Origin of the sequence: Bradyrhizobium elkanii WSM2783, assembly GCF_000472865.1 — a bacterium.
GTDB classification, from domain to species: Bacteria; Pseudomonadota; Alphaproteobacteria; order Rhizobiales; family Xanthobacteraceae; genus Bradyrhizobium; species Bradyrhizobium elkanii_A.
The window spans coordinates 32,731-54,500 of sequence record NZ_AXAP01000025.1 but is presented as its reverse complement, the minus strand read 5'-3'; the positions used below and the strand labels follow the sequence as shown (position 1 = coordinate 54,500).

The 21,770-nt window shown below is 64.2% G+C and carries 20 protein-coding genes; 10 read left to right on the top strand and 10 right to left on the bottom strand.

Annotated features, from left to right (window positions below; translation table 11 throughout):
• Positions 1-22 precede the first annotated feature (22 nt).
• The 6 genes from YY7_RS0121770 to cysG form a co-directional block, all read right to left on the bottom strand.
• Positions 23-1,024 carry a sulfate ABC transporter substrate-binding protein gene (locus YY7_RS0121770; RefSeq protein ID WP_155255267.1) on the bottom strand — a complete coding sequence of 334 codons (1,002 nt, stop codon included), beginning with the start codon at positions 1,022-1,024 and terminating at the stop codon, positions 23-25.
• A 109-nt stretch (positions 1,025-1,133) separates the two neighbouring features.
• A complete protein-coding gene (locus YY7_RS0121765) occupies positions 1,134-1,865 on the bottom strand; it encodes a phosphoadenylyl-sulfate reductase (RefSeq protein WP_028165078.1) in 732 nt (243 codons plus the stop codon).
• On the bottom strand, positions 1,862-2,377 hold the full coding sequence (locus YY7_RS0121760) for a DUF934 domain-containing protein (protein ID WP_028165077.1): 516 nt from the start codon (positions 2,375-2,377) through the stop codon (positions 1,862-1,864). Before YY7_RS0121760 ends, YY7_RS0121765 begins: the two co-directional genes overlap by 4 nt.
• On the bottom strand, positions 2,364-4,019 hold the full coding sequence (locus tag YY7_RS0121755) for a nitrite/sulfite reductase (protein ID WP_028165076.1): 1,656 nt from the start codon (positions 4,017-4,019) through the stop codon (positions 2,364-2,366). The genes YY7_RS0121760 and YY7_RS0121755 overlap by 14 nt, the downstream gene beginning before the upstream one ends.
• Positions 4,020-4,030: 11 nt before the next feature.
• Positions 4,031-4,348 (bottom strand): DUF2849 domain-containing protein, encoded by a 318-nt coding sequence (locus YY7_RS0121750; protein ID WP_028165075.1) that lies wholly within the window; start codon positions 4,346-4,348, stop codon positions 4,031-4,033.
• Positions 4,345-5,772, bottom strand: coding sequence for a siroheme synthase CysG (gene cysG / locus YY7_RS0121745; protein ID WP_028165074.1), 1,428 nt, complete (start codon positions 5,770-5,772; stop codon positions 4,345-4,347). Before cysG ends, YY7_RS0121750 begins: the two co-directional genes overlap by 4 nt.
• Positions 5,773-6,028: 256 nt before the next feature.
• On the opposite strand from cysG, the gene cysD reads away from it, so the two are divergent.
• From cysD to YY7_RS0121725, 4 genes are all read left to right on the top strand, one after another.
• Positions 6,029-6,823: a sulfate adenylyltransferase subunit CysD gene (cysD, locus tag YY7_RS0121740; protein WP_027579256.1), complete on the top strand. Its 795-nt coding sequence runs from the start codon at positions 6,029-6,031 to the stop codon at positions 6,821-6,823.
• A gap of 23 nt (positions 6,824-6,846) precedes the next feature.
• Entirely contained in the window at positions 6,847-8,763 is a 1,917-nt protein-coding gene (gene cysC, locus YY7_RS0121735) for an adenylyl-sulfate kinase (RefSeq protein WP_028165073.1), read from the top strand.
• Positions 8,764-9,146: 383 nt separating this feature from the next.
• Positions 9,147-11,309 (top strand): malate synthase G, encoded by a 2,163-nt coding sequence (locus YY7_RS0121730; protein WP_028165072.1) that lies wholly within the window; start codon positions 9,147-9,149, stop codon positions 11,307-11,309.
• Between the two features lie 107 nt (positions 11,310-11,416).
• Positions 11,417-11,617: a CsbD family protein gene (locus YY7_RS0121725; protein ID WP_027579253.1), complete on the top strand. Its 201-nt coding sequence runs from the start codon at positions 11,417-11,419 to the stop codon at positions 11,615-11,617.
• Between the two features lie 152 nt (positions 11,618-11,769).
• On the opposite strand, the gene YY7_RS60515 is transcribed toward YY7_RS0121725, so the two are convergent.
• Positions 11,770-11,925, bottom strand: coding sequence for a Thivi_2564 family membrane protein (locus YY7_RS60515; RefSeq protein ID WP_130228911.1), 156 nt, complete (start codon positions 11,923-11,925; stop codon positions 11,770-11,772).
• Positions 11,926-12,122: 197 nt separating this feature from the next.
• On the opposite strand from YY7_RS60515, the gene YY7_RS0121715 reads away from it, so the two are divergent.
• Entirely contained in the window at positions 12,123-14,216 is a 2,094-nt protein-coding gene (locus tag YY7_RS0121715; RefSeq protein WP_028165071.1) for a methyl-accepting chemotaxis protein, read from the top strand.
• Between the two features lie 6 nt (positions 14,217-14,222).
• Here the strand turns inward: YY7_RS0121715 and YY7_RS0121710 are convergent, their stop codons facing one another.
• Together YY7_RS0121710 and YY7_RS0121705 are read right to left on the bottom strand one after the other, a co-directional pair.
• A complete protein-coding gene (locus YY7_RS0121710; protein ID WP_155255266.1) occupies positions 14,223-14,876 on the bottom strand; it encodes a DUF2865 domain-containing protein in 654 nt (217 codons plus the stop codon).
• Positions 14,877-14,883: 7 nt separating this feature from the next.
• Positions 14,884-15,675 carry a L,D-transpeptidase gene (locus YY7_RS0121705; protein ID WP_028165069.1) on the bottom strand — a complete coding sequence of 264 codons (792 nt, stop codon included), beginning with the start codon at positions 15,673-15,675 and terminating at the stop codon, positions 14,884-14,886.
• A gap of 198 nt (positions 15,676-15,873) precedes the next feature.
• Between YY7_RS0121705 and YY7_RS0121700 the strand changes: the two genes are divergently transcribed.
• The 3 genes from YY7_RS0121700 (at position 15,874) to YY7_RS0121690 (ending at position 17,885) form a co-directional block, all read left to right on the top strand.
• The gene (locus YY7_RS0121700; RefSeq protein ID WP_028165068.1) at positions 15,874-16,986 is read left to right on the top strand and encodes an AI-2E family transporter; all 1,113 of its coding nucleotides are present in this window, start codon (positions 15,874-15,876) and stop codon (positions 16,984-16,986) included.
• A gap of 76 nt (positions 16,987-17,062) precedes the next feature.
• On the top strand, positions 17,063-17,431 hold the full coding sequence (locus YY7_RS0121695; RefSeq protein WP_028165067.1) for a DUF883 family protein: 369 nt from the start codon (positions 17,063-17,065) through the stop codon (positions 17,429-17,431).
• 16 nt (positions 17,432-17,447) lie between these two features.
• A complete protein-coding gene (locus tag YY7_RS0121690; RefSeq protein WP_028165066.1) occupies positions 17,448-17,885 on the top strand; it encodes a phage holin family protein in 438 nt (145 codons plus the stop codon).
• 546 nt (positions 17,886-18,431) lie between these two features.
• Here the strand turns inward: YY7_RS0121690 and YY7_RS58320 are convergent.
• A protein-coding gene (locus YY7_RS58320) for an IS630 family transposase (RefSeq protein ID WP_433994517.1) occupies positions 18,432-19,371 on the bottom strand; the annotation gives its coding sequence in 2 pieces (ribosomal slippage) (positions 18,432-19,034 and positions 19,036-19,371; 939 coding nt in all).
• Between the two features lie 106 nt (positions 19,372-19,477).
• Here YY7_RS58320 and YY7_RS0121675 point away from each other — a divergent pair.
• Positions 19,478-20,536, top strand: a complete 1,059-nt coding sequence (locus YY7_RS0121675) for an alcohol dehydrogenase (protein WP_028165064.1) — start codon at positions 19,478-19,480, stop codon at positions 20,534-20,536.
• Positions 20,537-20,842: 306 nt separating this feature from the next.
• Positions 20,843-21,769, top strand: a complete 927-nt coding sequence (locus YY7_RS56690) for a hypothetical protein (protein WP_155255264.1) — start codon at positions 20,843-20,845, stop codon at positions 21,767-21,769.
• Position 21,770: the final 1 nt, after the last annotated feature.

Here is a 21,770-nt window from a genome sequence, read left to right as displayed (position 1 = left end):
GCCCCCACGGGCCCCGGCCAGATCAATTCTTGTAGATCTGGTCGAACATGCCGCCCTCGGCGAAGTGCTCCTTCTGCGCCTTGGTCCAACCACCGAAAACGTCGTCAATGGTGAAAAGTTCAACCTTGGCGAAGGATTTCTCGTATTCCTTGGCAATCTCCGGATCGCGCGGACGGTAAGAATTACGCGCGGCGATTTCCTGGCCTTCCCTGGTATACCAATATTTCAGATAGGCCTCGGCGACCGCCTTGGTGCCCTTCTTGTCTGCGATCGCATCGACGACCGCGAGCGGCGGCTCGGCGAGGATCGACAGTGGCGGCGAGACGATCTCGAACTTGTCCTTGCCGAACTCGCGCTGCGCCAGAAACGCCTCGTTTTCCCAGGCAAGCAGCACGTCGCCGACGCCGCGCTCGACAAAGGTAACGGTCGAGCCACGCGCGCCGGTGTCGAGCACCGGTACGTTCTGGTAGAGATCGGCGACGAACTTCTTGGCCTTGTCGGCCGAGCCGAACTTCTTCTGTGCATAGCCCCAGGCGGCGAGATAATTCCAGCGAGCGCCGCCCGAGGTCTTCGGGTTCGGCGTGATGACGGCAACGCCTGGCTTGATCAGATCGTCCCAATCCTTGATGCCTTTGGGATTGCCCTTGCGCACCAGGAACACGATGGTCGAGGTGTAGGGCGCGGCATTCTGCGGCAGGCGCTTCTGCCAGTCCGGCGCGATCAATCCTTTGGCCGCGACGGCGTCGACGTCGTAAGCGAGCGCGAGCGTGACCACATCGGCCTGCAAGCCGTCGATCACCGCGCGCGCCTGTGATCCGGAACCGCCATGCGACTGCTTGATCTCGACGGTCTTGCCGGTCTCCTTCTGATAGGCGGCGGCAAACGCCTTGTTGAAATCGACATACAGCTCACGCGTCGGATCATAGGACACATTAAGCAGCGAGTAGTCGGCAGCGAGGGCCGAACTCGCCCACAGCAAACCCGCGACGAGCGGCAGGATACGACGGACCATCTCTATCTCCATTCAAATCGGATGAAGCAACACCGGAGCACGTGGAACATAACTCACGGCGAAGAGCGCTTTAGTCAACGGAACCGCATTTCATTGTTTGCGGCGTGGCAGGGTCATTGTCCTAAGAAGTCTTCATCGTATGAATGCCGCATTCTGTCTTGGCACGACCACGCCAGCGGCCGGCGCGCGCATCCTCATCGGGCGCGGTGCGGCTGGTGCAGGGCATGCAGCCGACCGACATGTATCCGGAGGCAATCAGCGGATGCGGCGGCAGCTTGCCGTCGCGGTAGATCGCCTCGATCTCTTCGCGTGTCGCGTTGGCGAAGGGATTGAATTTCAGGCGCACGCCGTCTTCCTCGACCACGGGGATGTCGGCGCGGGCGCCGCCCTGAAAGCGCTTGCGTCCGTTTAGCCAGGCGGCGAATGGCGCCAGCGCGCGCGTCAGCGGCTCGACCTTGCGGATGCGGCAGCAGGCGTCGGGATCGGAGAACCAGAGATCGCGCTCGGGATCGTCGCGGTGAAGCGTCTCCTCGAGCGGCTTGATCGAGCGAACATCGGTCAGACCAAGCGTGTCGATCAGCGTGTCGCGATAGGCAAGCGTTTCCGCGAACAGCCACCCGGTATCGAGAAAGATCACGGGGATGGCCGGATCGACGTCGGCCATCACCTTGAGCAGCGCCGCTGATTCCGTGCCGAAGGACGAGACCAGCGCAAGGCGCTCGCGGCCGACCGTCTTCAGCGCGGACTCGATAACCTCGAACGGCGTCGCCGCGCGCAGCACGCGATTGAGCTCCTGCACCGACGGCAGCGCCGACAGCGCCTCGATCGACATCTCTGGCGCCAGCGCGTTCATGGGCTGGCGCTTTCGGAATGACGCAATTGCGTGCGGCGGCTCAGCGCGGTGGTGCGGCCGTCGCCGGTCGGCTGGTAGAATACGGTGTAGCGTTTCACCGTCTCCGCGAAGGCGTCCGCATCCTTTTCCTTCTTCACGTCGAGCGCATCGAAGCCGGCGCGCAGCATGAACACGAACTGGTCGCGCAGCACCTGGCCGGTGGCGCGCAATTCGCCCTGGAAGCGATAGCGCTCACGAAGCAGCCGCGCCTGGCTATAGGCGCGGCCGTCGCGGAACGACGGAAACACCAGCGCGACCGCGGCGAGCCGGTCGAGATAGGGCACGAGCTCGTCGAGATCGCGGTTGTTCGGCCAGACCACGCCGACCTTGCCGGGCCGGCGCAGCAGCGCCTCGGGATCGTCAAGGAAGCGCGCCGCCTGCACCAGGATTGCGCCATCAGCCGGGATCTCGGCGCCGTCGGCGACATGGGCGTAGATGTCGGTTGCGATTTTTCCGTTCTTAACGAGTGGCATAGACCCGCTCCTTGAAAGGTTCGACGCCGAGCCGCTTGACCGTGTCGATGAAGAGTTCATCGGGGGAATAGCGCAGCGCCAGATAGGCCTCGACGATGTCCTCGACCACGTCGGCGACCTCGCCATAGGGCACCGAAGGGCCGATCAGCGTACCGAGCGCGGCGCCCTCGTCGGCGCGGCCGCCGATCGTGATCTGATAAAATTCCTCGCCGTTCTTCTCGACACCGAGGATGCCGATATGGCCGACATGGTGATGGCCGCAGGCGTTGATGCAGCCGGAGATATTGATGTGCAGCCGGCCGATCAGGCCTGCGGTGTCGTGATTGGCAAAACGCCGCGTCAATTCCTGCGCGATCGGGATCGAGCGCGCATTCGCCAGAGAGCAGTAGTCGAGCCCTGGGCAGGCGATGATGTCGGAGACCAGGTTCACGTTCGGCGTCGCGAGCCCGGCCTTGTCGAGCGCCTTCCACAGCGCCGGCAGATCGCGCTTGGCGACATGCGGCAGCGCCAGGTTCTGCTCATGGCCGACGCGGATCTCGCCGAAGGAATAGCGGTCGGCGAGATCGGCGATCACATCCATCTGCTCGGCGGTGGCATCGCCGGGCGGGCCGCCGACCGGCTTCAGCGACAGCGTCACGATCGAATAGCCCTGCACCTTATGCGGAAACACCGAGTTCTTGCGCCAGCGCTCGAACAGAGGATCATGCGCCGCCTGCTTCAGCTCATCGGGCATGTGCGGCAGCTTCTCGTAGGCCGGATAGGAAAAGCGCGAGCGCACTTCCTCGATCGCGCCGTCATCGAGCGTCAGCGCGCTGTCGCGCAATTGCTGCCACTCTTCCTCGACTTCCTTGCCGAACTTCTCGATGCCGAGCTCGTGCACGAGGATCTTGATGCGCGCCTTGTAGATGTTGTCGCGGCGGCCATACTGATTGTAGACGCGCAGGATCGCCTCGACATAGCTCAGGATGTCGCGGCCGTGCACGAACGGCTTGATGGTCTTGGCGATGAACGGCGTGCGGCCCAGCCCGCCGCCGACCAGCACCTCGAAGCCGGTCTCGCCATCGGCGTTCTTGTGCAGCCGCAGGCCGATATCGTGGATCTTGATCGCGGCGCGATCGTGCTCGGAGGCGGTGATCGCGATCTTGAACTTGCGCGGCAGGAACGAGAATTCCGGATGCAGCGTGGTGTGCTGCCGCAGCAGCTCCGACCAGATACGGGGATCCTCGACCTCGCCGGGCGCAACGCCCGCCCACTGGTCGGAGGTGACGTTGCGCATGTTGTTGCCGGAGGTCTGCATGGCGTGGATGCCGACCTCGGCAAGATCGGCGAGCGCGTCCGGCAGCTCGGCGAGCTTGATCCAGTTGAACTGGATGTTCTGCCGCGTCGTGAAATGTCCGTAGCCGCGGTCGTAACGGCGCGCGACATGGGCAAGCGCGCGCAATTGCTTTGTTGACAGCGTGCCATAGGGGATCGCGACGCGGAACATATAGGCGTGAAGCTGCAGGTACACGCCGTTCTGCAATCGCAGAATCTTGAATTCGTCCTCGGTGAGTTCGCCGGAAAGCCGGCGCTTCACCTGGTCGCGGAATTCTTCGACACGTTCGTGAAGGAGCGTGCGATCGAGTTCGTCATATGCGTACATGAGGGAGAACCTTAAGCCGGAACCGGAAGCTCGATGGTGAGGCCTTCCGACCGGATATGTTCGCGGAGATTGCCGGGCGCAATCTCTCCATTGTCCTTGATTGCGACAGGCGCGATGTAGGCACCGATCGCGCCGACGTCATCGGCAACCGCTTCGGCGAGCAGCGCCCGCGCATCGTCGGATGTGCGGACGATGGCGGCATCCGCAAGGCGCGATGACCAGCCATGCTGCGGGGTGCGATAGATCACCACGCCGTCATGAGTGCGGTTGGCGGTCACTACCGAAGGCCCGGTAATTCTGATTTTCTTCTGTTCAAGCGGAGAGGTCATTCGGCAGCTTCCAAAAGTTCCGAGATCACTTGGTTGAGGTTGGCATGGCGCCAGGGCGCAGAGTGGGAGACGACGTCGCCGATGACGAGGATGGCGGGGCCGCCATCGATCTTCTCGACCAGCGACGGCAGATGTTCGAGCGTTCCGACCGCGGCCTTGGCATCGGGCCGCGTCACCCGCGCGAACACGCCGACCGGCGTTTGTGGCGAGCGGCCAGCGGCCAACAGGCCGGCGCGGATCGTCGGCGCGGCGGTCATGCCCATATAGACCACGACGGTCATCTTGTTGTCTGTTAGCGCCGACCAGTCGACATTCTCGGCGTCACGCGCCTTGTGCGCGGTGAGGAAGGTGATGCGCAGCGCCTCGTGGCGGAAGGTCAGCGGCGCCTCGAATTGCGCGGCGGCACCTAAGCCCGCCGTGATGCCGGGGATCACCGAATAGGCGACGCCTGCCTGGCGCAGCGCTTCGATCTCTTCGCCGCCCCGGCCGAAGATGAAGGGATCGCCGCCCTTCAGCCGCACCGCGCGCTGTCCCGATTTCGCAGCCTCGATCATCAGTCTGTTGATCGCATCCTGACCAATGCCGGGCTTGCCGACGCGGCGGCCGACCGGAATGCGCGAGGCGTCGCGGCGCACGCGATCGAGAATCTCTGATGACACCAGTTCGTCATAGAACACGACGTCGGCGTCCTGCAGCGCGCGCAGTGCCTTGATGGTGAGGAGATCCGGATCGCCAGGTCCGGCACCAACCAGCGTCACATGGCCCTTGGCCTTGCCGAGCGCGGTCGCGCCGGCAAAGGCGGAGGGATCGGAAATCTGCTGCAACGCCTTCTCGGCTTCGTCTCTCCGACCGGCCAACACCAGCGCGCCGATCGGACCGTCGACAATGCGCTCCCAGAAGCGGCGACGCAGCGCGAATTCGCCGATGCGCGCATGTATAGATTTGCGGAATTGGCCGATGAAGGATGCGAGATCGCCGATGCGGGCCGGCAGCACCGCCTCGATCCGCTCGCGCACGCGGCGCGCCACCACCGGCGAGGCGCCGCCGGTGCCGACGGCGACCACGACATCGCCGCGATCGACGATCGCCGGGAAGATGAAGGTGGAATGCTCGAGATCGTCCATCACATTGACGGGCAGGCCGACAGCCCTCGCGCGCGCCGCCAGCGCAACACCGACATCGCCGGCGCCCGCGCAGAGCACCGCGATGACGCCGCTGAGATCAGCGGCGAGTGGATCGCCCGTTGCGAGATCGATGCGCGTCGCATCGATCCCGCTCACATCATGATTGCCGTCAGTCGCAAACCAGCGGACGCGCGCGCCGGCGGCCGCGAGCAGACGCAGCTTCGCGCGCACGAGATCGCCCGCGCCGACCAGCAGCACCACGCCCGTTTGCAGATCCAGGAACACCGGCAAGAACCGCATGCGCCACTCGCTTCCCCAACTTATGGGTTGACTGGAATTTTATTCTATATATGTGTCGGCAAGCGCCCGCAAAGAGAAATTTATTTCTTCTCTATTGCAGCGCAACTATAGAATTTTCGCCTCCAAAGGCCAAGGCACAGAGATGCATCTTCTCAACAATGAATCCGGCAAAGCACGCTTGCGCGCTTCTGAGCCCAAAGAGGGAATAAAGGTGCCGCGGAAAATCCTCGTCGAAGAACCCGCGACAGCGCCTTCCATGGATCATCTCGACGAACTCGAGGCGCAAAGCATCTACATTCTGCGCGAGGCGTTCGCGCGGCTGAAGAAGCTCGCGCTGCTGTGGTCGCTCGGCAAGGACTCCAACGTGATGATCTGGCTCGCGCGCAAGGCCTTCTTCGGCCGCGTGCCCTTTCCTGCCATGCATGTCGATACCGGCAAGAAATTTCCGGAGATGTATGCCTTCCGCGATCGCTACGCGAAGGAATGGGATCTCGACCTCCGCGTCGAACCCTGCCCGCCGATCGATAGTGTCGATCCCACGCTGCCGCCCGCGGCGCGCTCCGCTGCACGCAAGACCGAGGGCCTGAAGCTCGCGCTGGTCAAGCACGGCTTTGACGGATTGATCGCCGGCATCCGCCGCGACGAAGAGGCGACGCGCGCCAAGGAGCGCGTGTTCTCGCCGCGTGGCCTGGAGGGCGAATGGGACGTGCGCGACCAGCCGCCGGAGTTCTGGGATCATTTCAACGCCTCCCCGCCGCAGGGCGCGCATTTGCGCATCCACCCGATCCTGCATTGGACCGAAGCCGACATCTGGGCTTACACAAGACGCGAGAACATCCCGATTATCCCGCTTTATCTGGCGAAGGATGGCAAGCGCTATCGTTCGCTTGGCGATGCCGACATCACCTTCCCCGTCGCGTCGACCGCGTCAAACATCGATGAGATCCTGGCCGAGCTCGAAGACACCAAGGTGCCGGAACGCGCGGGCCGCGCACTCGATCACGAGACCGAGGATGCGTTCGAGCGGCTGCGTGTCGCCGGTTATCTCTGAGAAGCGAGCTTAAGGCGTTTTCGATGAACATGGTTCTTCCCAGCGCGATCTCCGCGACACCGAACGGCACCACGCGTCCGCAAGTCCGTATCGTCATCGTCGGCCATGTCGATCATGGCAAATCCACGCTCGTCGGCCGCCTCTTGCACGAGACCGGCAGCTTGCCCGACGGCAAGCTCGAAATGCTGAAGGCCGTCAGCGCGCGGCGCGGCATGCCGTTCGAATGGTCGTTCCTGTTGGATGCGCTGCAGACCGAGCGCGACCAGGGCATCACCATCGACACCACGCAGATCCGCTTCCGCACCCGCTCGCGCGACGTCGTGCTGATCGACGCGCCCGGCCACGCCGAATTCCTCCGCAACATGATCACCGGCGCCTCGCAGGCCGACGGCGCCGTGCTGATCATCGACGCGCTGGAGGGCGTGCGCGACCAGACGCGGCGGCACGGCTATCTGCTGCATCTGCTCGGCATCAAGCAGGTCGCGGTCGTCGTCAACAAGATGGACCGGGTCGATTTCAGCGCCGAGCGATTCAAGGAGATCAGCGACGAGATATCGGCGCACCTGATCGGTCTTGGCGTGAAGCCATCGGCGGTGATCCCGATCTCCGCGCGCGACGGCGATGGCGTCGCCGAGCACACGGCGCGGATCGCCTGGTACAAGGGGCCGAGTGTCGTCGAGGCGCTGGACGAACTGGAGCCGGCACGGCCGGCGGAAACCTTGCCGCTGCGGCTGCCGGTGCAGGCGATCTACAAATTCGACGACCGCCGCATCGTCGCGGGCCGCATCGAATCCGGCAGCCTGAAGGCCGGAGACGAGATCGTGATCATGCCGGCTGGCAAGATCGCCAGGATCAAGACGGTCGAGAGCTGGCCGGTCACGCCGCTTCAAGGGCCGCAAACGGCCGGCCGCTCGGTCGGCATCACGCTCGACCGCGAGTTGTTCATCGAGCGCGGCGACGTCATCGGCCATGTCGGCGCGAGCCCGCGCGACACCCGCCGCATCCATGCCCGGATCTTCTGGCTGCACGACAAGCCATTGTCGAAGGGCGACCAGATCCTGATCCGGCTCGGCACCCGCGAGACCCGCGCCAGCGTGGTCGCGATCGAGAAGGCGGTCGATCCCGGCGCGCTCTCCAACGAGGAAACCAATTCGATCGCGCGCAACCATGTCGGCGAGATCGACATCTCGCTGGCGCAGCCGATTGCGGCCGATCCCTATCATGAAAGCCCGCGCACCGGGCGGCTTGTGATCGAGGTCAATGGCCGGATCGCCGGCGGCGGCCTGGTGCTGTCGGTCGATGCCGGCCAGCGCGCGGTGCCGGTCGACATCGTGCCGGTGGAGTCGGCGTTGCGCGCCGACGAGCGTTCGGCCCGCTATCGTCACGGCGGCGCCGTGCTCTGGTTCACGGGGTTGCCCGGCTCCGGCAAATCGACATTGGCGCTCGCGCTGGAGCGGCGGCTGTTCACCAATGGCGGCTCGCCGATCCTGCTCGACGGCGACACCTTGCGGGCCGGCCTCAACAGCGATCTCGGCTTCTCGCACGCCGATCGCAGCGAAAATATCCGCCGTCTCGCGGAGATCGCCACGCATCTTGCGCGCAACGGCCATATCGCGATCGTCGCCGCGGTCTCGCCCGCAGCCTCCGACCGAGCTGCGGCGCGCCGCATCGCCGACAGCGCGTTCCGCGAGATCTATGTCGCGACGCCCGCCGAAATCTGCGAAAGCCGCGATCCCAAGGGCCATTACGCCAAGGCCCGCGCCGGCGGCTTGCCCTCCTTCACCGGCATCACCAATGATTACGAGCCGCCGGCGGGCAACGAACTGACGATCGATACCTCGCGCCGGACAGTCGCCGACGCCGTCGACGAGATCGAACGGATGCTGGCCCAGACCGGCATCCTGTTCGAGGAAGTCGCCGACCTCGCGGCGAATATTTAGAGCGGGATGCCTTATTGCTTGTATTCGGTGGTGACCACAAACTCCCACCTCTCCCAACGGGAGAGGTCGGCGCGAAGCGCCGGGTGAGGGGTTACGGTCCCTCGTTAGAGCTGCGGCCCCTCATCCGATTTGCTGCGCAAATCGACCTCTCCCCGTCGGGGAGAGGTCGGCACCTGCGACGCGACGCCTACCCATCCCATCGCATCATGTTTTAGGCGGCCTGGCCCGCTCCTTTGGTAGGACACCAAGCCCCGCAGGGGGGCCTTCTCATGGCCGCGGCTTTAGCGTTAAAAGGGCGTTGAACCGCCCGCCTTTTGGCGTGTTTTTTGCTGTTTTCGTTCCGAAAACAGTACGTAGCCGCCATTTCTCTTGGAAAGCCCAACATGACGCGTGTCGAAGCCCACGGATTGAAGATCGCCCCTGTCCTGTTCGATTTCATCGCCAAGGAGGCGACCCCCAACACCGGGATCGCGCCCGACGCCTTCTGGGCCGGGCTTGCCGCCATCATCGCAAAACTGGGGCCGAAAAACCGCGAATTGCTTGCCTTCCGCGACACGCTGCAGGCCAAGATCGACGATTGGCACCGCGCGCACAAGGGCAAGGCGTTCGACATCGACGCCTATACCGCTTTCCTGAAGGAAATCGGCTATCTGCTCCCGGAGCCGCCGACCAGGCAGGTCGAGACCGCCAATGTCGACGAAGAGATCGGCAAGATCTGCGGTCCGCAGCTCGTGGTGCCCCTGACCAATGCGCGCTATGCGCTGAATGCGGCGAATGCGCGCTGGGGCAGCCTCTATGACGCCTTCTACGGCACCGACGCGATCCCGCACGACCCGAGCGAAGCTGGCCGGGGCTACAACAAGGCGCGCGGCGACAAGGTGATCGCGAAGGCCAAAGCGTTCCTGGATTCGGCCGCGCCGCTCGCGACCGGAAGCCACACTGACGTCACCTCCTACAGCGTCAGCGGCGGCAAGCTCGCGGTGAAGCTGAAGAACGGCAGCACCACCGCACTGAAGTCAGCCGCGCAGTTCGCGGGCTATCAGGGCGATGCCGCCGCGCCGAGCTCGGTGCTGCTCGTCAACAACGGCCTGCACATCGACGTCACGATCGACCGCAATCATCCGATCGGCAAGGACGATCCGGCCGGGGTCGCCGACATGATCCTGGAGGCGGCGGTCTCCACCATCCTCGACATGGAAGACAGCGTCGCGGCTGTCGATGCCGAGGACAAGGTGCTGGTCTATCGCAACACGCTTGGTCTGATGACCGGCACGCTATCGGCCGATTTCGAGAAGGGCGGCAAGACGTTGACGCGCTCGCTCAATGCCGACCGCGTCTACAAGACGCCCGACGGCAAGGATCTCACGCTGCACGGCCGCAGCCTGCTTCTGATGCGCAATGTCGGCCATCACATGTTCACCGACGCCGTGCTCGATGCAAAGGGCGAGGAAATCCCGGAAGGGATCCTCGATGCCGCTGTCTCCGGCCTGCTCGCTATCCATGATCTCAAGGGCAAGTCGAAGATCAAGAACAGCCGCACCGGGTCGGTCTATATCGTCAAGCCGAAGATGCACGGCCCCGACGAGATCGCGCTGACCTGCGAATTGTTCGGCGAGGTCGAGAAACTGCTTTCGCTGCCGGAGAACACGCTCAAGGTCGGCATCATGGACGAGGAGCGCCGCACCACCGTCAACCTCAAGGCCTGCATCCAGAATGCGGCCAAGCGCGTGATGTTCATCAACACCGGCTTCCTCGACCGCACCGGCGACGAGATCCACACCTCGATGGAAGCCGGTCCGATGATCCGCAAGAACGACATGAAGGCGCAGCCCTGGATCAAGGCCTATGAGGACTGGAATGTCGACGTCGGCCTGGTCGACGGCCTGCCCGGCCATGCGCAGATCGGCAAGGGCATGTGGGCGGCGCCCGACAAGATGGCCGACATGCTGGCGCAGAAGATCGGCCATCCGCAGGCCGGCGCCACCACCGCCTGGGTGCCCTCGCCGACCGCCGCGACGCTGCACGCGCTGCACTATCACCAGGTCAACGTGATCGCACGCCAGCAGGAGCTGGCCAAGGGCGGCCCGCGCGCGAAACTCTCCGCTATCCTCACCATTCCGGTGTCGCAGTCGAACTGGGCGCCCGATGACGTGAAGCAGGAGATCGACAACAACTGCCAGGGCATCCTGGGCTATGTCGTGCGCTGGATCGACCAGGGCGTCGGCTGCTCCAAGGTGCCTGACATTCACGACGTCGGCCTGATGGAAGACCGCGCCACCTTGCGCATCTCGAGCCAGCATCTGGCGAACTGGCTGCACCAGGGCGTCATCACCAAGGATCAGGTGATGGAGTCGCTGAAGCGCATGGCTGTGGTCGTCGACGGCCAGAACAAGGGCGATCCGCTCTACAGGCCGATGGCGCCCTCCTTCGATGGCGTCGCCTTCAAGGCCGCCTGCGACCTGATCTTCAAGGGCCGCGAGCAGCCGAACGGCTACACCGAATTCATCCTCACTGCCCGCCGCCGCGAAGCGAAGGCGGCCGGCTGATTTGACATCATAAGGCTACACGTCACGATGCCGCACGATTTCAGGGAACCCGTGCGGCATCAAATCCGTTTCAACGCCATCTCAACTGAAGCATCGGAGAGATGGCAATGGATTGGAACCGGATCGAGGGCAACTGGAAGCAGTTCAAGGGCGCCGCCAAGGAGAAGTGGGGCAAGCTCACCGATGACGATCTCAACGTGATCGAAGGCCGCCGCGAGCAGCTCGAAGGCAAGCTGCAGCAGCGCTACGGCTTCGCCAAGGACCAGATCCACAAGGATGTGGACGACTGGTTCCGGAGCCTGCGATAGGGCGTTTCGAGCGAAGTGGAGACCGGTTCGCGTGAAGAAAGCGGGTCAAAACAAGAATCTAGAGCTTCGACTCTGATTCAATCAGAACCGAAGCTCCAGGCTCTCGCCGCAAAAGCCCCGGCCAACGCCGGGGCTTTTTGCTTGGGGCATTCTCAGAACACCGCGATGTATTTCAACAGCGAGATCACACCCAGGATGATGACGACGACACGCGCGATCTGCTTGGCGCGCGCATCAAGCGGCAGCAGGTTGATCAGGTAAAGGACGAGGATAACGACCAGAAACGTGACGAGTATGCTGACGAGCATGCGGCCCCCGGGGACGTCGTGAATGGCGTGTTAGTCTTCTCTTAACTGCCAGATGCCCGCGAGGTTCCGGGTGGGGAACCCGACTTCCCTTGAGAAAAGCTCAGTTATTTCAGCAAGCTCCGTAGATATACGGCAATAGCGCTTCCGGAAATTTTTACCCTTCTTGTTCCAGATGGCGACAGCTTTGGGGGAGCCACATGCTGAATCGCCTTTCTGTATCCGCGTTGCTGAAAATCGTTATCCTGAGCACTGCATTTTGCATCATCGTCGGTTTCTCGCTGAATGCGTGGGATAGCTGGGGCCGGCTGCAGGTGGCGGGCCGGATTTCGACGATTTCCGATGTTTCAGCCAATCTTTTCAAGGCGATGCACAGTCTGCGGACCGATCGTTCTTCCACCAACCGCGTTCTGACCGGCGCGTCTCCGCTGGACAGCGGAATCGAGAAGTACCTCCGCGATCTCCGCGATGCCGAAATGCTGGCGATGGCGAACGGGCTCGCCCGGCTCAAGACCATGGACTTCCCCCAGCGGACCACCCTGGTGCCGGAGTTCGAACGGCAGTTCTCGCTGCTGACGGCCGAGCAGAAAGAATTCTGGCAGGAGATGGCCAAGCCGAAGGAAACGCGCCGCGCCGAACTGGCGAAGGAGTATCAGGCGACGACGCTGGCGCTGCTTGATGTGCTCGACAAATTGTCGGGAACGCTTGCCGCCGATGTCAATCATCAGGACGCCGTGATCGACCAATTGCTCAACATCAAGCAGACCGCCTGGCTGTTGCGCAACACCGCCGGCGAAGCCTCCGTGCTGGTATCGGACGCACTTGGTGCAGGCCGTATCGCGCCGGAAACCCGCCTCCGTTACACCAAATTCGTCGGCGGCATCGATGCCGCCTGGAAGGCGCTCGAGGTGTCAACCTCAGGCATGCAATTGCCGCCGAAGCTTGCGGCCGCGATCCCCGCCTCCAAAACCGCTTATTTCGAGCCGGAGTATCAAAGTCTGCGCGACCGGCTGGTGGCGGCGCTGGCCAATGGCGAGAAGCCCGAGATGACCGCGAACCAGTGGAGCCCGGTCACCGTCGGCCGGATGGGGACGGCGGTGGCGGTCGCTGAAGCAGCGCTCGATGCGGCAAAGGATCACGCCGCAGCCCAATACGCCCTGGCGCAGCGCTCGCTGATTACACAGCTTGCGCTGCTCGCCGGTGCGATCGCGCTCACCGTCGGCGCCATGATCGCGATCGGCCGCCGCGTCATCACGCCGTTGCACAGCATCCGCGATGCCATGCTGAAAGTCGCCTCCGGCAACCTCGACGTCGATAGCGGCTATGGCGGGCGCGAGGACGAGATCGGCGCGCTTGCCGGTGCGCTCGAAACCTTCAAGCAGCAGGCCAAGGACAAGCTTCGCATCGAAGCGCAGGAGCGCGAGCGCAATGCCGGCGCGGCCGCCCGCCAGCAGGCGATCGAGAACTATGTCGGCGAGTTCGAGCACCTGGTGCGCCAGACGCTCGAACAGCTCGGCGATGCCTCCGGCAAGATGCGGGCGACGTCGGCCAACCTTTCCGCCGTGTCGCGCCAGACCAATGCACGGGTCGAGGTCGCCGAAAAGGCGTCCGGCGAGGCGTCGATGAGCGTGGAGACGGTCGCGGCGGCTTCCGAGGAATTGAGCGCCTCGATCAACGACATCAGCCAGCAGGCGGCGCATGCCGCCGGTATCGCCAGCCGCGCGGTCAGCCAGGCCCGCAACACCGACGGGACCGTGCAGGGACTGGCGAAATCCGCCGGCCGCATCGGCGAGGTGATCGGCCTCATCAACACCATCGCGGCGCAGACCAACCTGCTGGCGCTGAACGCCACCATCGAGGCCGCCCGCGCCGGCGAGGCCGGACGCGGCTTCGCCGTGGTTGCCTCCGAGGTCAAGTCGCTGGCGAGCCAGACCGCGAAGGCGACGGAGGAGATTTCCGAGCAGATCGCCGACATCCAGAAGGTCGCGGGCGAGGCCATCGACGCCATCAAGGGCATCGGCAGCATCATCGGCGAGGTCAACGAGGTCGCGACCGCGATTGCCGCCGCGGTGCAGGAACAGGGCGCCGCGACCCAGGAGATCACGCGCAGCACGCAATTCGCCGCCCAGGGCACCAAGAACGTGTCCGAGAACATCACCGGCGTGAAGGCCGATGCGGACTCCGCGGCGGGCGCCGCCGAGGACGTTCGCCTCGCCTCGGAGACGCTGGAGACGCAAAGCCGCGGGCTCGGCGACCAGGTCACCGATTTCCTCGGCAAGATCCGCGCCGCTTAGTTCTGCTTACTCCCGCGCCATGACCGGCACGCGCCCATATTTGGCGCGGATGCGGTCGGGCGCGGGCGAGAACTGCAGCGAGGCGCCGCGCTTGTCGGGACGGCCCGCGACCATCAGGCCGTTCTCGCCGGCGACGATGTCACCCTTGCGCAAGGTGGGATCATCCTCGATCTTGATCTGCGCCAGCCCGCCGGGATCCTTGCCATTGCAGGTGCACCCCGCCACGAGCTCGTTTCGGTAACGGAACGCGTTCGGCAGTTCCGAATAGGCCTTTCCGTCCTCCGTCTCGGCGCTGTCGATGCTGCTGCCATAGACCAGCTTGGTCTCGCTCGCCGGGCAGAAACTATTGCAGCTCTGCGCGCGGCTGGCATTGTCGGAGTCCGGCAGCGGGAAGTAACGTCCGTCACAGGTACGTACGCAAAACGCTCGTCCCCCGATGCTATCGGCGTGGTCATAGCTACGGTCATACGAGCGCGGCCGCCAAACCCGTTGCTGCACGGCGGGCGGGCCGTCCTCGAACGGCGGCCGGATCATCGGAGGCCGGCCGAAGCCGCCGAACAGGAGCGAGAAGAAATCCTGGGCCTGCGCCGCCGGCGCGGCGACGGCAAGCGAGAGCGCCGTCGCGCCGAACATCCATCGCCAACGCGGGATTGGGGCCATCCTCACCTCAATTCACCGACGACACGTTCAGTCGTATCGCCTGTTGGCCCGATGGCAGCGTGGTCGCCGCGGCTTGCGGACGCGGCGCCGCCGGGCGCACGCTGATCGTGGTCCTGGTATCCGAACCGCGGGCCAGCACCGGCGCGTTCTTGGGCAGCACCACGACCTTGGTGCCGACATTGACGCGGCCAAACAGATCGGTGACGTCCTCATTGGTCATCCGGATGCAGCCAGAAGAGACGAACTTACCGATGGTCGAGGGATCGTTGGTGCCGTGGATGCGGTATTCGCTCGAGCCGAGATACATCGCGCGCGCGCCGAGCGGATTGCCGGGACCGCCGGCGATGAACCGCGGCAGATAGGGCTGGCGCTTGATCATCTCGGCCGGCGGATACCAGTCCGGCCATTCCGCCTTGCGGCTGATGCTCTGCACGCCCGACCAGGTGAAGCCTTCGCGGCCGACGCCGACGCCATAGCGGATCGCGCGGCCCTGCCCGAGCACGTAGTAGAGCGCGGTGTTGCCGGTATCGATGATGACCGTGCCTGCCGCCTCGCTGGTCGCGAACGGCACCACCGCGCGGCGCAGCCGCTCCGGCAGCACGCCGGCTTCCGCATCCCTTGCCTCGGGCGTCAACGCCGCATCGGACGGAAACGCGCTCTGCCGGATGGGTGCATAGCCCAGCGACTGGGCACCTGCCGAGGTTGAGAGCGCGATTGGCGTCACCAGCAGGCTGGCGGCGAAGACAAGCGCGTTAGCCGCGCGCGACGATCGGCGGAATAGAGCGGATGACGGTGTCATGTGCTGCCCCATTGGATACGCATCACGCTGATGCTCTACCCCAACCAAACGCGCGCCATCGCTTCGCGGTTCCGGCGCGGCCGTGACAGAGGCGCACCAGTCAAGGACACAAGCGCTCACGATCGCGCGATGGAACCTGACGGCCGGCCCGGAGTTTGCGTCACGATTGATATGCGCCCGTCGCGGGAGAGAACCAGCGTGCATGTCCTTCCCAGTGAGCGTCTCCTGTCCAATGGCGCCGAAGGCACGCCCGCCCCCGATGGCCACGCCGAGCTGCCGCCGGTCATCCGCCGCACCGAACTCGTCGCCCTGTCGCTGGTCGGGCTCCTGATCATCGCCATCGTCGCGGTGCTCTACCTGGCCAAGGCATTCTTTCTGCCGATCACGATGGCCTTTATTGTCGGCACCATGCTGTCGCCGGCGGCGAGCTTCCTCGAGCGCTACCGCGTGCCCCGCGCGGTCGGCGCGGTACTGATCGTCGCCGCCGTCAGCGCGGCCGCCACCTTCATTATCGGATTGATTTCCGCTCCCGCGATCGAGTGGAGCGCGCGGCTGCCGGAGCTCGCAACGGCGCTGAAGGAGAAGATGCACATCTTCGACCGCCCGCTCGGGCTGTGGCAGGAATTGCAGAGCATGATCGGCGGCTCCGAGACGCTCGCCCCGTTGCAGTTGCCGAAGTTCGAATGGGTGCAGCCGACGCTGGAATTCCTGTCGCCGACCTTTGCCGAATTCCTGCTGTTCATCGCCACCCTGATCCTGTTCATCGCAAGCTGGAAGGATCTGCGGCGGGCGCTCGTCATGGCCTTCGGCGACCGCGATTGGCGGCTCCGCACCTTGCGGATCCTCAACGAGATCGAGGGACATCTCGGCAACTACCTGCTCATGGTGACCATGATCAATGTCGGCGTCGGGATCGCGACCGGGCTGATCTGTGCCGTCACCGGCATGCCGAACCCGGCCGGCCTCGGCGCGCTCGCCGCCACGCTGAACTTCATCCCGATCATCGGGCCGGTCGCGATGTTCGTGGTGTTGGTGCTGGTCGGTCTCGTCAGCTTCCCGACCATCAGCGCCGGATTGATCGCGCCGGCCTGCTTTGCGGTGCTGACCTTCCTCGAGGGGCATTTCATCACCCCGACCATCGTCGGCCGAAGACTTGCCCTGAATGCGCTCGCGGTTTTCATCGCGCTGGCGTTCTGGACCTGGCTGTGGGGCCCGATGGGCGCGTTCCTGGCCTCGCCGCTCCTGATCGTCGCGCTGATCCTCAAGGAGCATCTGATGCCGGTCAATTCGCCGCATCTGCCGGAGGAATGAGCCTGAATTCGAGTCGGGAACTTAGTTCCCGGCGCGGCGTTTTGCCAAGAAGCAACATTGGTTCGGGAGCTGTTCGATGTCGGCGACAAGCGATTTCGGATTGAAGAACATGACAGACAAAGCAACCTATGAACGCCTGCAGAAGGATGTCGCCAACGTGAAGGACGACATCGCCGCGCTGACCGACCAGATCACCGAGGCGCTCAACTCCTTCGCCGGCAGCGCCCGAAAGCAGGCACGCCGCGGCTACGACCAGGCACGCGACCGCGCCGAATCCGCGGTCGGCGACGTCTCGGAGCGCGGCAGCGCGATGATGGACGCCGCGCAGGACGCGTACTCCTCGATCGAGGAGACGCTGGAGGACGCCATCACCCAGCGCCCGCTGGCGACCGTCGGCCTGGCGCTCGGCCTCGGCTTCCTGATCGGCATCGCCTGGCGAAGGTAGCGGCGGACGCGTCCCCATGCTGCAGCGACTGGTCAGTGATGTCAGGGAGCAGGCCGGCAACGCCATGCGGCTGACGTCGCTTGCGGTCGTGATCGCCGCAACTGCGCTCATTGCGCTCGGCTTCATCTGTGCAGCATTCTTCGTCTGGGTGCAGCAGACCTATGGGCCGATCTGGGCCTGCCTTGCCTGCGCTGCGCTCTTCGTGGTGGTCGCGCTGATCGCCGCCGCTCTCTACGTCGCACGCAAGCGGCAGATGCGGCTGCGCGCCGAGGAGATGGCCCGCGCGGCACGCCAATCCCTCCTCACCAACCCCGCGACGATCGCAACCGGCCTGCAACTCGTCCGCACCATCGGCGTGAAACGGCTGGTCCCGATTGTGGCAATCGGCGGGCTGGCGCTGGGGCTGATGGCCAGCCGCGGCGCGGCGAGCGATCCACCGCCACCGGACAAGTGACAGGCGTGCCGTTGTCCCGGCGCACGCCGGGACAACGCGGGGTGAGGTCCGGATTCAAATGTCAAACAGCGGAGAGGATGTGAGTCTGCATTCTCGCGGCACGAACTGCCCGAGCTTTGCGTCACTTTCCGCCCTCCTCGAGAGCAGAGGGCGCAGGGAAAGCCGGGTGCCGGTTGCACCCATGGGTCCCGTGCAACAAAAAGCACGGGGGTAGGACCACAGGTTCAACCGAAGCATTCCGGCTTTCCCTGCGCGATGGTGTTACGGCTTACTTCGTACTCTCCCCGGTGACCGGGCTTTCTTGCCACCGTCATCTCTCGCACGAACTGTTCGTGCAAAAAACTTAGCGCCAGCGTCGGGGCGCCAGGACCACACGATTTCGCCGTCCGTGATGCGCGTGCTCGTCAGTCACACGCTTCACGTCCACCGCATCTCACCGCAACGTTCGTGACGATCGCGAGCCGCCCCTCATCCGCCGTGAGACGCGCGGAGTTAAATCACTGATTTGCCCGACGGCGGAAGCGGAATANCTAAAGCGTGATGGCATTAGGTTCGATAACCTGAATTTTCGAGATAGTTCGCGCATTCTTCAGAGGTGAATGCTGGCAAGGCTTCACCGATGGCGGTGCAGACGGTATCGACAGTTCGGGCGGCCGCCTTTCGGAGCAGATGTTTGAGCTTGGCAAAGACCTGTTCGATCGGGTTCAGGTCGGGCGAGTATTTCGGCAGGAAGAACAGTTTGGCGCCGGCAGAGCGAATGAGCTGGCGCACGACCTTGCCCTTGTGGCTGCCGAGATTGTCCATGACCACGATATCGCCGGGGCGAAGGGTGGGCAGGAGAACTTTCTCGACATAGGTCCGAAAGCTCGCGCCATCGATCGGTCCTTCGATGAACCATGGCGCATCGATCCGGTCATGGCGCAAGGCCGCCAGGAAGGTCATGGTCTTCCAGCGGCCATGTGGAACCTTGGCGGGGAGTCTGCGCCCGCGCGGCGCCCATCCCCGCAGGGGAGCCATGTCGGTCCTGGTCCAGGTCTCGTCGATGAAGACCAGCCGTTCAGCTTCGACGCGATCTTGATACTTTGTCCACTGGGCTCGCCGCCGTGCCACGTCGGGACGATCGCGTTCGCCAGCCACCACGCTTTTTTTTGAAGCTGAGCTTCTCGGCGTGCACGAAGTCCCACACCGAGTGGTAGTCGACCTTCAGGCCGCGCCCGGCAAGCTCGGCAACGAGCCCACGTATGGTGAAATCGCCGTCCTTGATCCGTTGCGACAGCCAGACCGCGTGGTCTCCCGAAACCGCTTTCGGCTTGTGACCGCCCATCTGGCCCGGAGCAACGCTGCCGGTCTCATCGACCCGCTGCATCCAACCGATTGCCGTGCTGATCGCAACCCCAAACTGCTTGGCCGCCTGATTGCGGGACATCCCGCCCTCGATCGCGGCCACCACGCGCTTGCGAAGATCCAGAGAGTAAGGCTTGCCCATCCATGCTGGCCTCCTGCCCAGCCAGCATGGTGAATCAGAAACTCACTGATTTGGGAATCCCAAATCGATTCAACTTAACCCCATCCCGCTTTAAGGAGCGAACGCCATGGCGCAAATGGTACGCCAGTCCCTCGTCAAATTTGATGCGCCGTTGTGCGAGACCATCGCCGAGACGCCGAAGCCGCAAGGACGCGAAGTCCTGGTCCGCATCGAGCGTTGCGGGCTCTGCCATTCCGACCTGCACATCCAGGATGGTTACGCCGATCTCGGCGGCGGCAAGAAGCTCGACACCACGCGCGGCATGACCCTGCCCTTCACGCTCGGCCACGAAATCGCAGGTGTCGTTGCGGAAGTCGGCCCCGATGTTCCGACTGACCTGATCGGCAAGAAGAAGGCTGTGTTTCCGTGGATCGGCTGTGGCCAGTGCCGCGACTGCCTGAACGGCGATGAGAACCTCTGCGTCAAGCAGCGTTTCCTGGGCGTGTCCATCGACGGCGGCTTCGCCAGCCATGTCCTGGTGCCCGATGCAAAGTACCTGCTCGACTACGATCCGCTGCCGGTCAATCAGGCGGCGACGCTGATGTGCTCGGGCGTCACTGCCTACGGCGCGCTGAAACGATTGGTGGATCGCCCACGGCAGCGCAACCTGCTACTGATCGGCCTCGGCGGCGTCGGCATGATGGGACTTTCCTTCGCACAGGCGATGTTCAAGCAACCGATATCGGTCGCCGATCTCAGCCCAGCCGCGCGCGAGACGGCGCTACAGAACGGCGCGGCGGTCGCCTACGACCCGGCCGAGCCGGACATCGTCAAGCGCATCCTGAGAGAGACTGAAGGCGGCTTTGACGAAGTGGTCGATTTCGCCGGCAACGAGAAGTCCATGGCGTTCGCAGTCTCCGCGCTGGCGCGCGGCGGCAAGATCGTGGTCTCTGGCCTGATGGGCGGCACTTTCAGCCTGCCGATGGTGCAATGGGTCTACAAGCGCATGACCATCGAGGGCTTCATGGTAGGGACGCTGGCCGAGGGTCAGGAATTGATGGCGCTGGCGCGTGCCGGCAAGATCAAGCCGACGCCGATGCGGGAAGAACCGATGGCCGACGTCCAGAAGTGGATCGACCAGTTGCGCGCCGGCAAGGTCGTCGGACGCATCGTTCTGAAGAATTAGATCACCGGGCGAGGTTGGCAGCGTCGATCCGATCGGCGCTGCCAACGGCATCACCGTGATCAGCAGTGCCGCATTTCAAACCATTCCGGCTCGGGAAGTATTCGGCAGTCTTGTGGCTGCGTCGGCCGCTCGACTGCCTCCAAGCAATAGCTGCCGGGTGGCTTCCCCAGGCCCGGATCTGCCGCAATTGGGGCGGTCGGCAAGCCCAAATTAAGCCCCACCCGCTCCGGATTTGCGGCGCATTGCGACCCAACTTCCTACCGAGAGTTAGGGGTTAAGGGGTAGCCGGTGTTATCGGGGATGTAGATGTCAAAGCGTACCGCCCAATTTATTTCAGCACTTGTTGCTACGATGCTGGCGGGTGCCAGCTTCACCGCCGGAGCAGAAAACAGTACCGAGAGTGCCGACAGCGCCAAGACTGCCGACAGTTGCCTGTCGGCTCCACAGGGGACTGCGCCTGCAGGAAGCCATTGGTATTATCGCCTTGAGCGCTCCACCAAGCGCAAGTGCTGGTATGTCCGCGAAGGGAGCAGCAAGGCGGCGAAGGCCGCGCCTGTACAGCAGGAATCCCCGCCGCCGGCCGAAGCCGCCAACCCGCCCCAGCCGGCGGCCAGCATCAGCTCGTCGGTCGCAGATGCGCGCGCTGAGCTGACCCCACCCCAGGCGGACGCCAAACAGAAGCCCGCCTCCGCCCTCGACAACGCGCCGCCTTCCGTCGGGGCACCCGCCTCCGGCTCGCTGGTTTCGGCACGCTGGCTTGACCAATCGAGCATGGCCGCATCCGGTGGCACCAAGGTCGCCGCCGCCGATAGCGGCGCGAGCCCACAGGAAGAGCCGGCGGCGGCGCCGCAATCCGCGCCGCCGCCGGCGCCCGCGGCAACGACGCATTCGACCGTTGAGAAGCAATCAACCTCGACGCTGTTGTTCATCATGGCAGGCACACTTGCGCTCGCCGGCCTGGTCGGCGGCCTCATCTTCCGGCTCAACCGCACGGGCACGCCACCCTACGAGGTCGATAATGAGTGGCGCGCGCCCTGGGACCGCGATCACGCCGAGCGCGCCCCTCAACTGGCCGCCGAGCACAAGGAGATCCCGCCACGTCCGGTCGAATCGCCGCGAGCGCCTCGCATCGAAGCGGAGCAGCGGGAGCCCGGGCCTGAGCCTTCGTTCGAAGATACGCAGCGAGAGATCAAGGAAATGCTCGCGCGTCTGGCGAAAAGCGCGACCGCTTAAC

Bases quoted from the DNA above. Each gene is read 5' to 3' on its own strand.
- YY7_RS0121770 (WP_155255267.1), bottom strand. From the start codon at position 1,024: ATGGAGATAGAGATGGTCCGTCGTATCCTGCCGCTCGTCGCGGGTTTG.
- YY7_RS0121765 (WP_028165078.1), bottom strand. From the start codon at position 1,865: ATGAACGCGCTGGCGCCAGAGATGTCGATCGAGGCGCTGTCGGCGCTG.
- YY7_RS0121760 (WP_028165077.1), bottom strand. From the start codon at position 2,377: ATGCCACTCGTTAAGAACGGAAAAATCGCAACCGACATCTACGCCCAT.
- YY7_RS0121755 (WP_028165076.1), bottom strand. From the start codon at position 4,019: ATGTACGCATATGACGAACTCGATCGCACGCTCCTTCACGAACGTGTC.
- YY7_RS0121750 (WP_028165075.1), bottom strand. From the start codon at position 4,348: ATGACCTCTCCGCTTGAACAGAAGAAAATCAGAATTACCGGGCCTTCG.
- cysG (WP_028165074.1), bottom strand. From the start codon at position 5,772: ATGCGGTTCTTGCCGGTGTTCCTGGATCTGCAAACGGGCGTGGTGCTG.
- cysD (WP_027579256.1), top strand. From the start codon at position 6,029: ATGGATCATCTCGACGAACTCGAGGCGCAAAGCATCTACATTCTGCGC.
- cysC (WP_028165073.1), top strand. From the start codon at position 6,847: ATGAACATGGTTCTTCCCAGCGCGATCTCCGCGACACCGAACGGCACC.
- YY7_RS0121730 (WP_028165072.1), top strand. From the start codon at position 9,147: ATGACGCGTGTCGAAGCCCACGGATTGAAGATCGCCCCTGTCCTGTTC.
- YY7_RS0121725 (WP_027579253.1), top strand. From the start codon at position 11,417: ATGGATTGGAACCGGATCGAGGGCAACTGGAAGCAGTTCAAGGGCGCC.
- YY7_RS60515 (WP_130228911.1), bottom strand. From the start codon at position 11,925: ATGCTCGTCAGCATACTCGTCACGTTTCTGGTCGTTATCCTCGTCCTT.
- YY7_RS0121715 (WP_028165071.1), top strand. From the start codon at position 12,123: ATGCTGAATCGCCTTTCTGTATCCGCGTTGCTGAAAATCGTTATCCTG.
- YY7_RS0121710 (WP_155255266.1), bottom strand. From the start codon at position 14,876: ATGGCCCCAATCCCGCGTTGGCGATGGATGTTCGGCGCGACGGCGCTC.
- YY7_RS0121705 (WP_028165069.1), bottom strand. From the start codon at position 15,675: ATGACACCGTCATCCGCTCTATTCCGCCGATCGTCGCGCGCGGCTAAC.
- YY7_RS0121695 (WP_028165067.1), top strand. From the start codon at position 17,063: ATGTCGGCGACAAGCGATTTCGGATTGAAGAACATGACAGACAAAGCA.
- YY7_RS0121690 (WP_028165066.1), top strand. From the start codon at position 17,448: ATGCTGCAGCGACTGGTCAGTGATGTCAGGGAGCAGGCCGGCAACGCC.
- YY7_RS0121675 (WP_028165064.1), top strand. From the start codon at position 19,478: ATGGCGCAAATGGTACGCCAGTCCCTCGTCAAATTTGATGCGCCGTTG.
- YY7_RS56690 (WP_155255264.1), top strand. From the start codon at position 20,843: ATGTCAAAGCGTACCGCCCAATTTATTTCAGCACTTGTTGCTACGATG.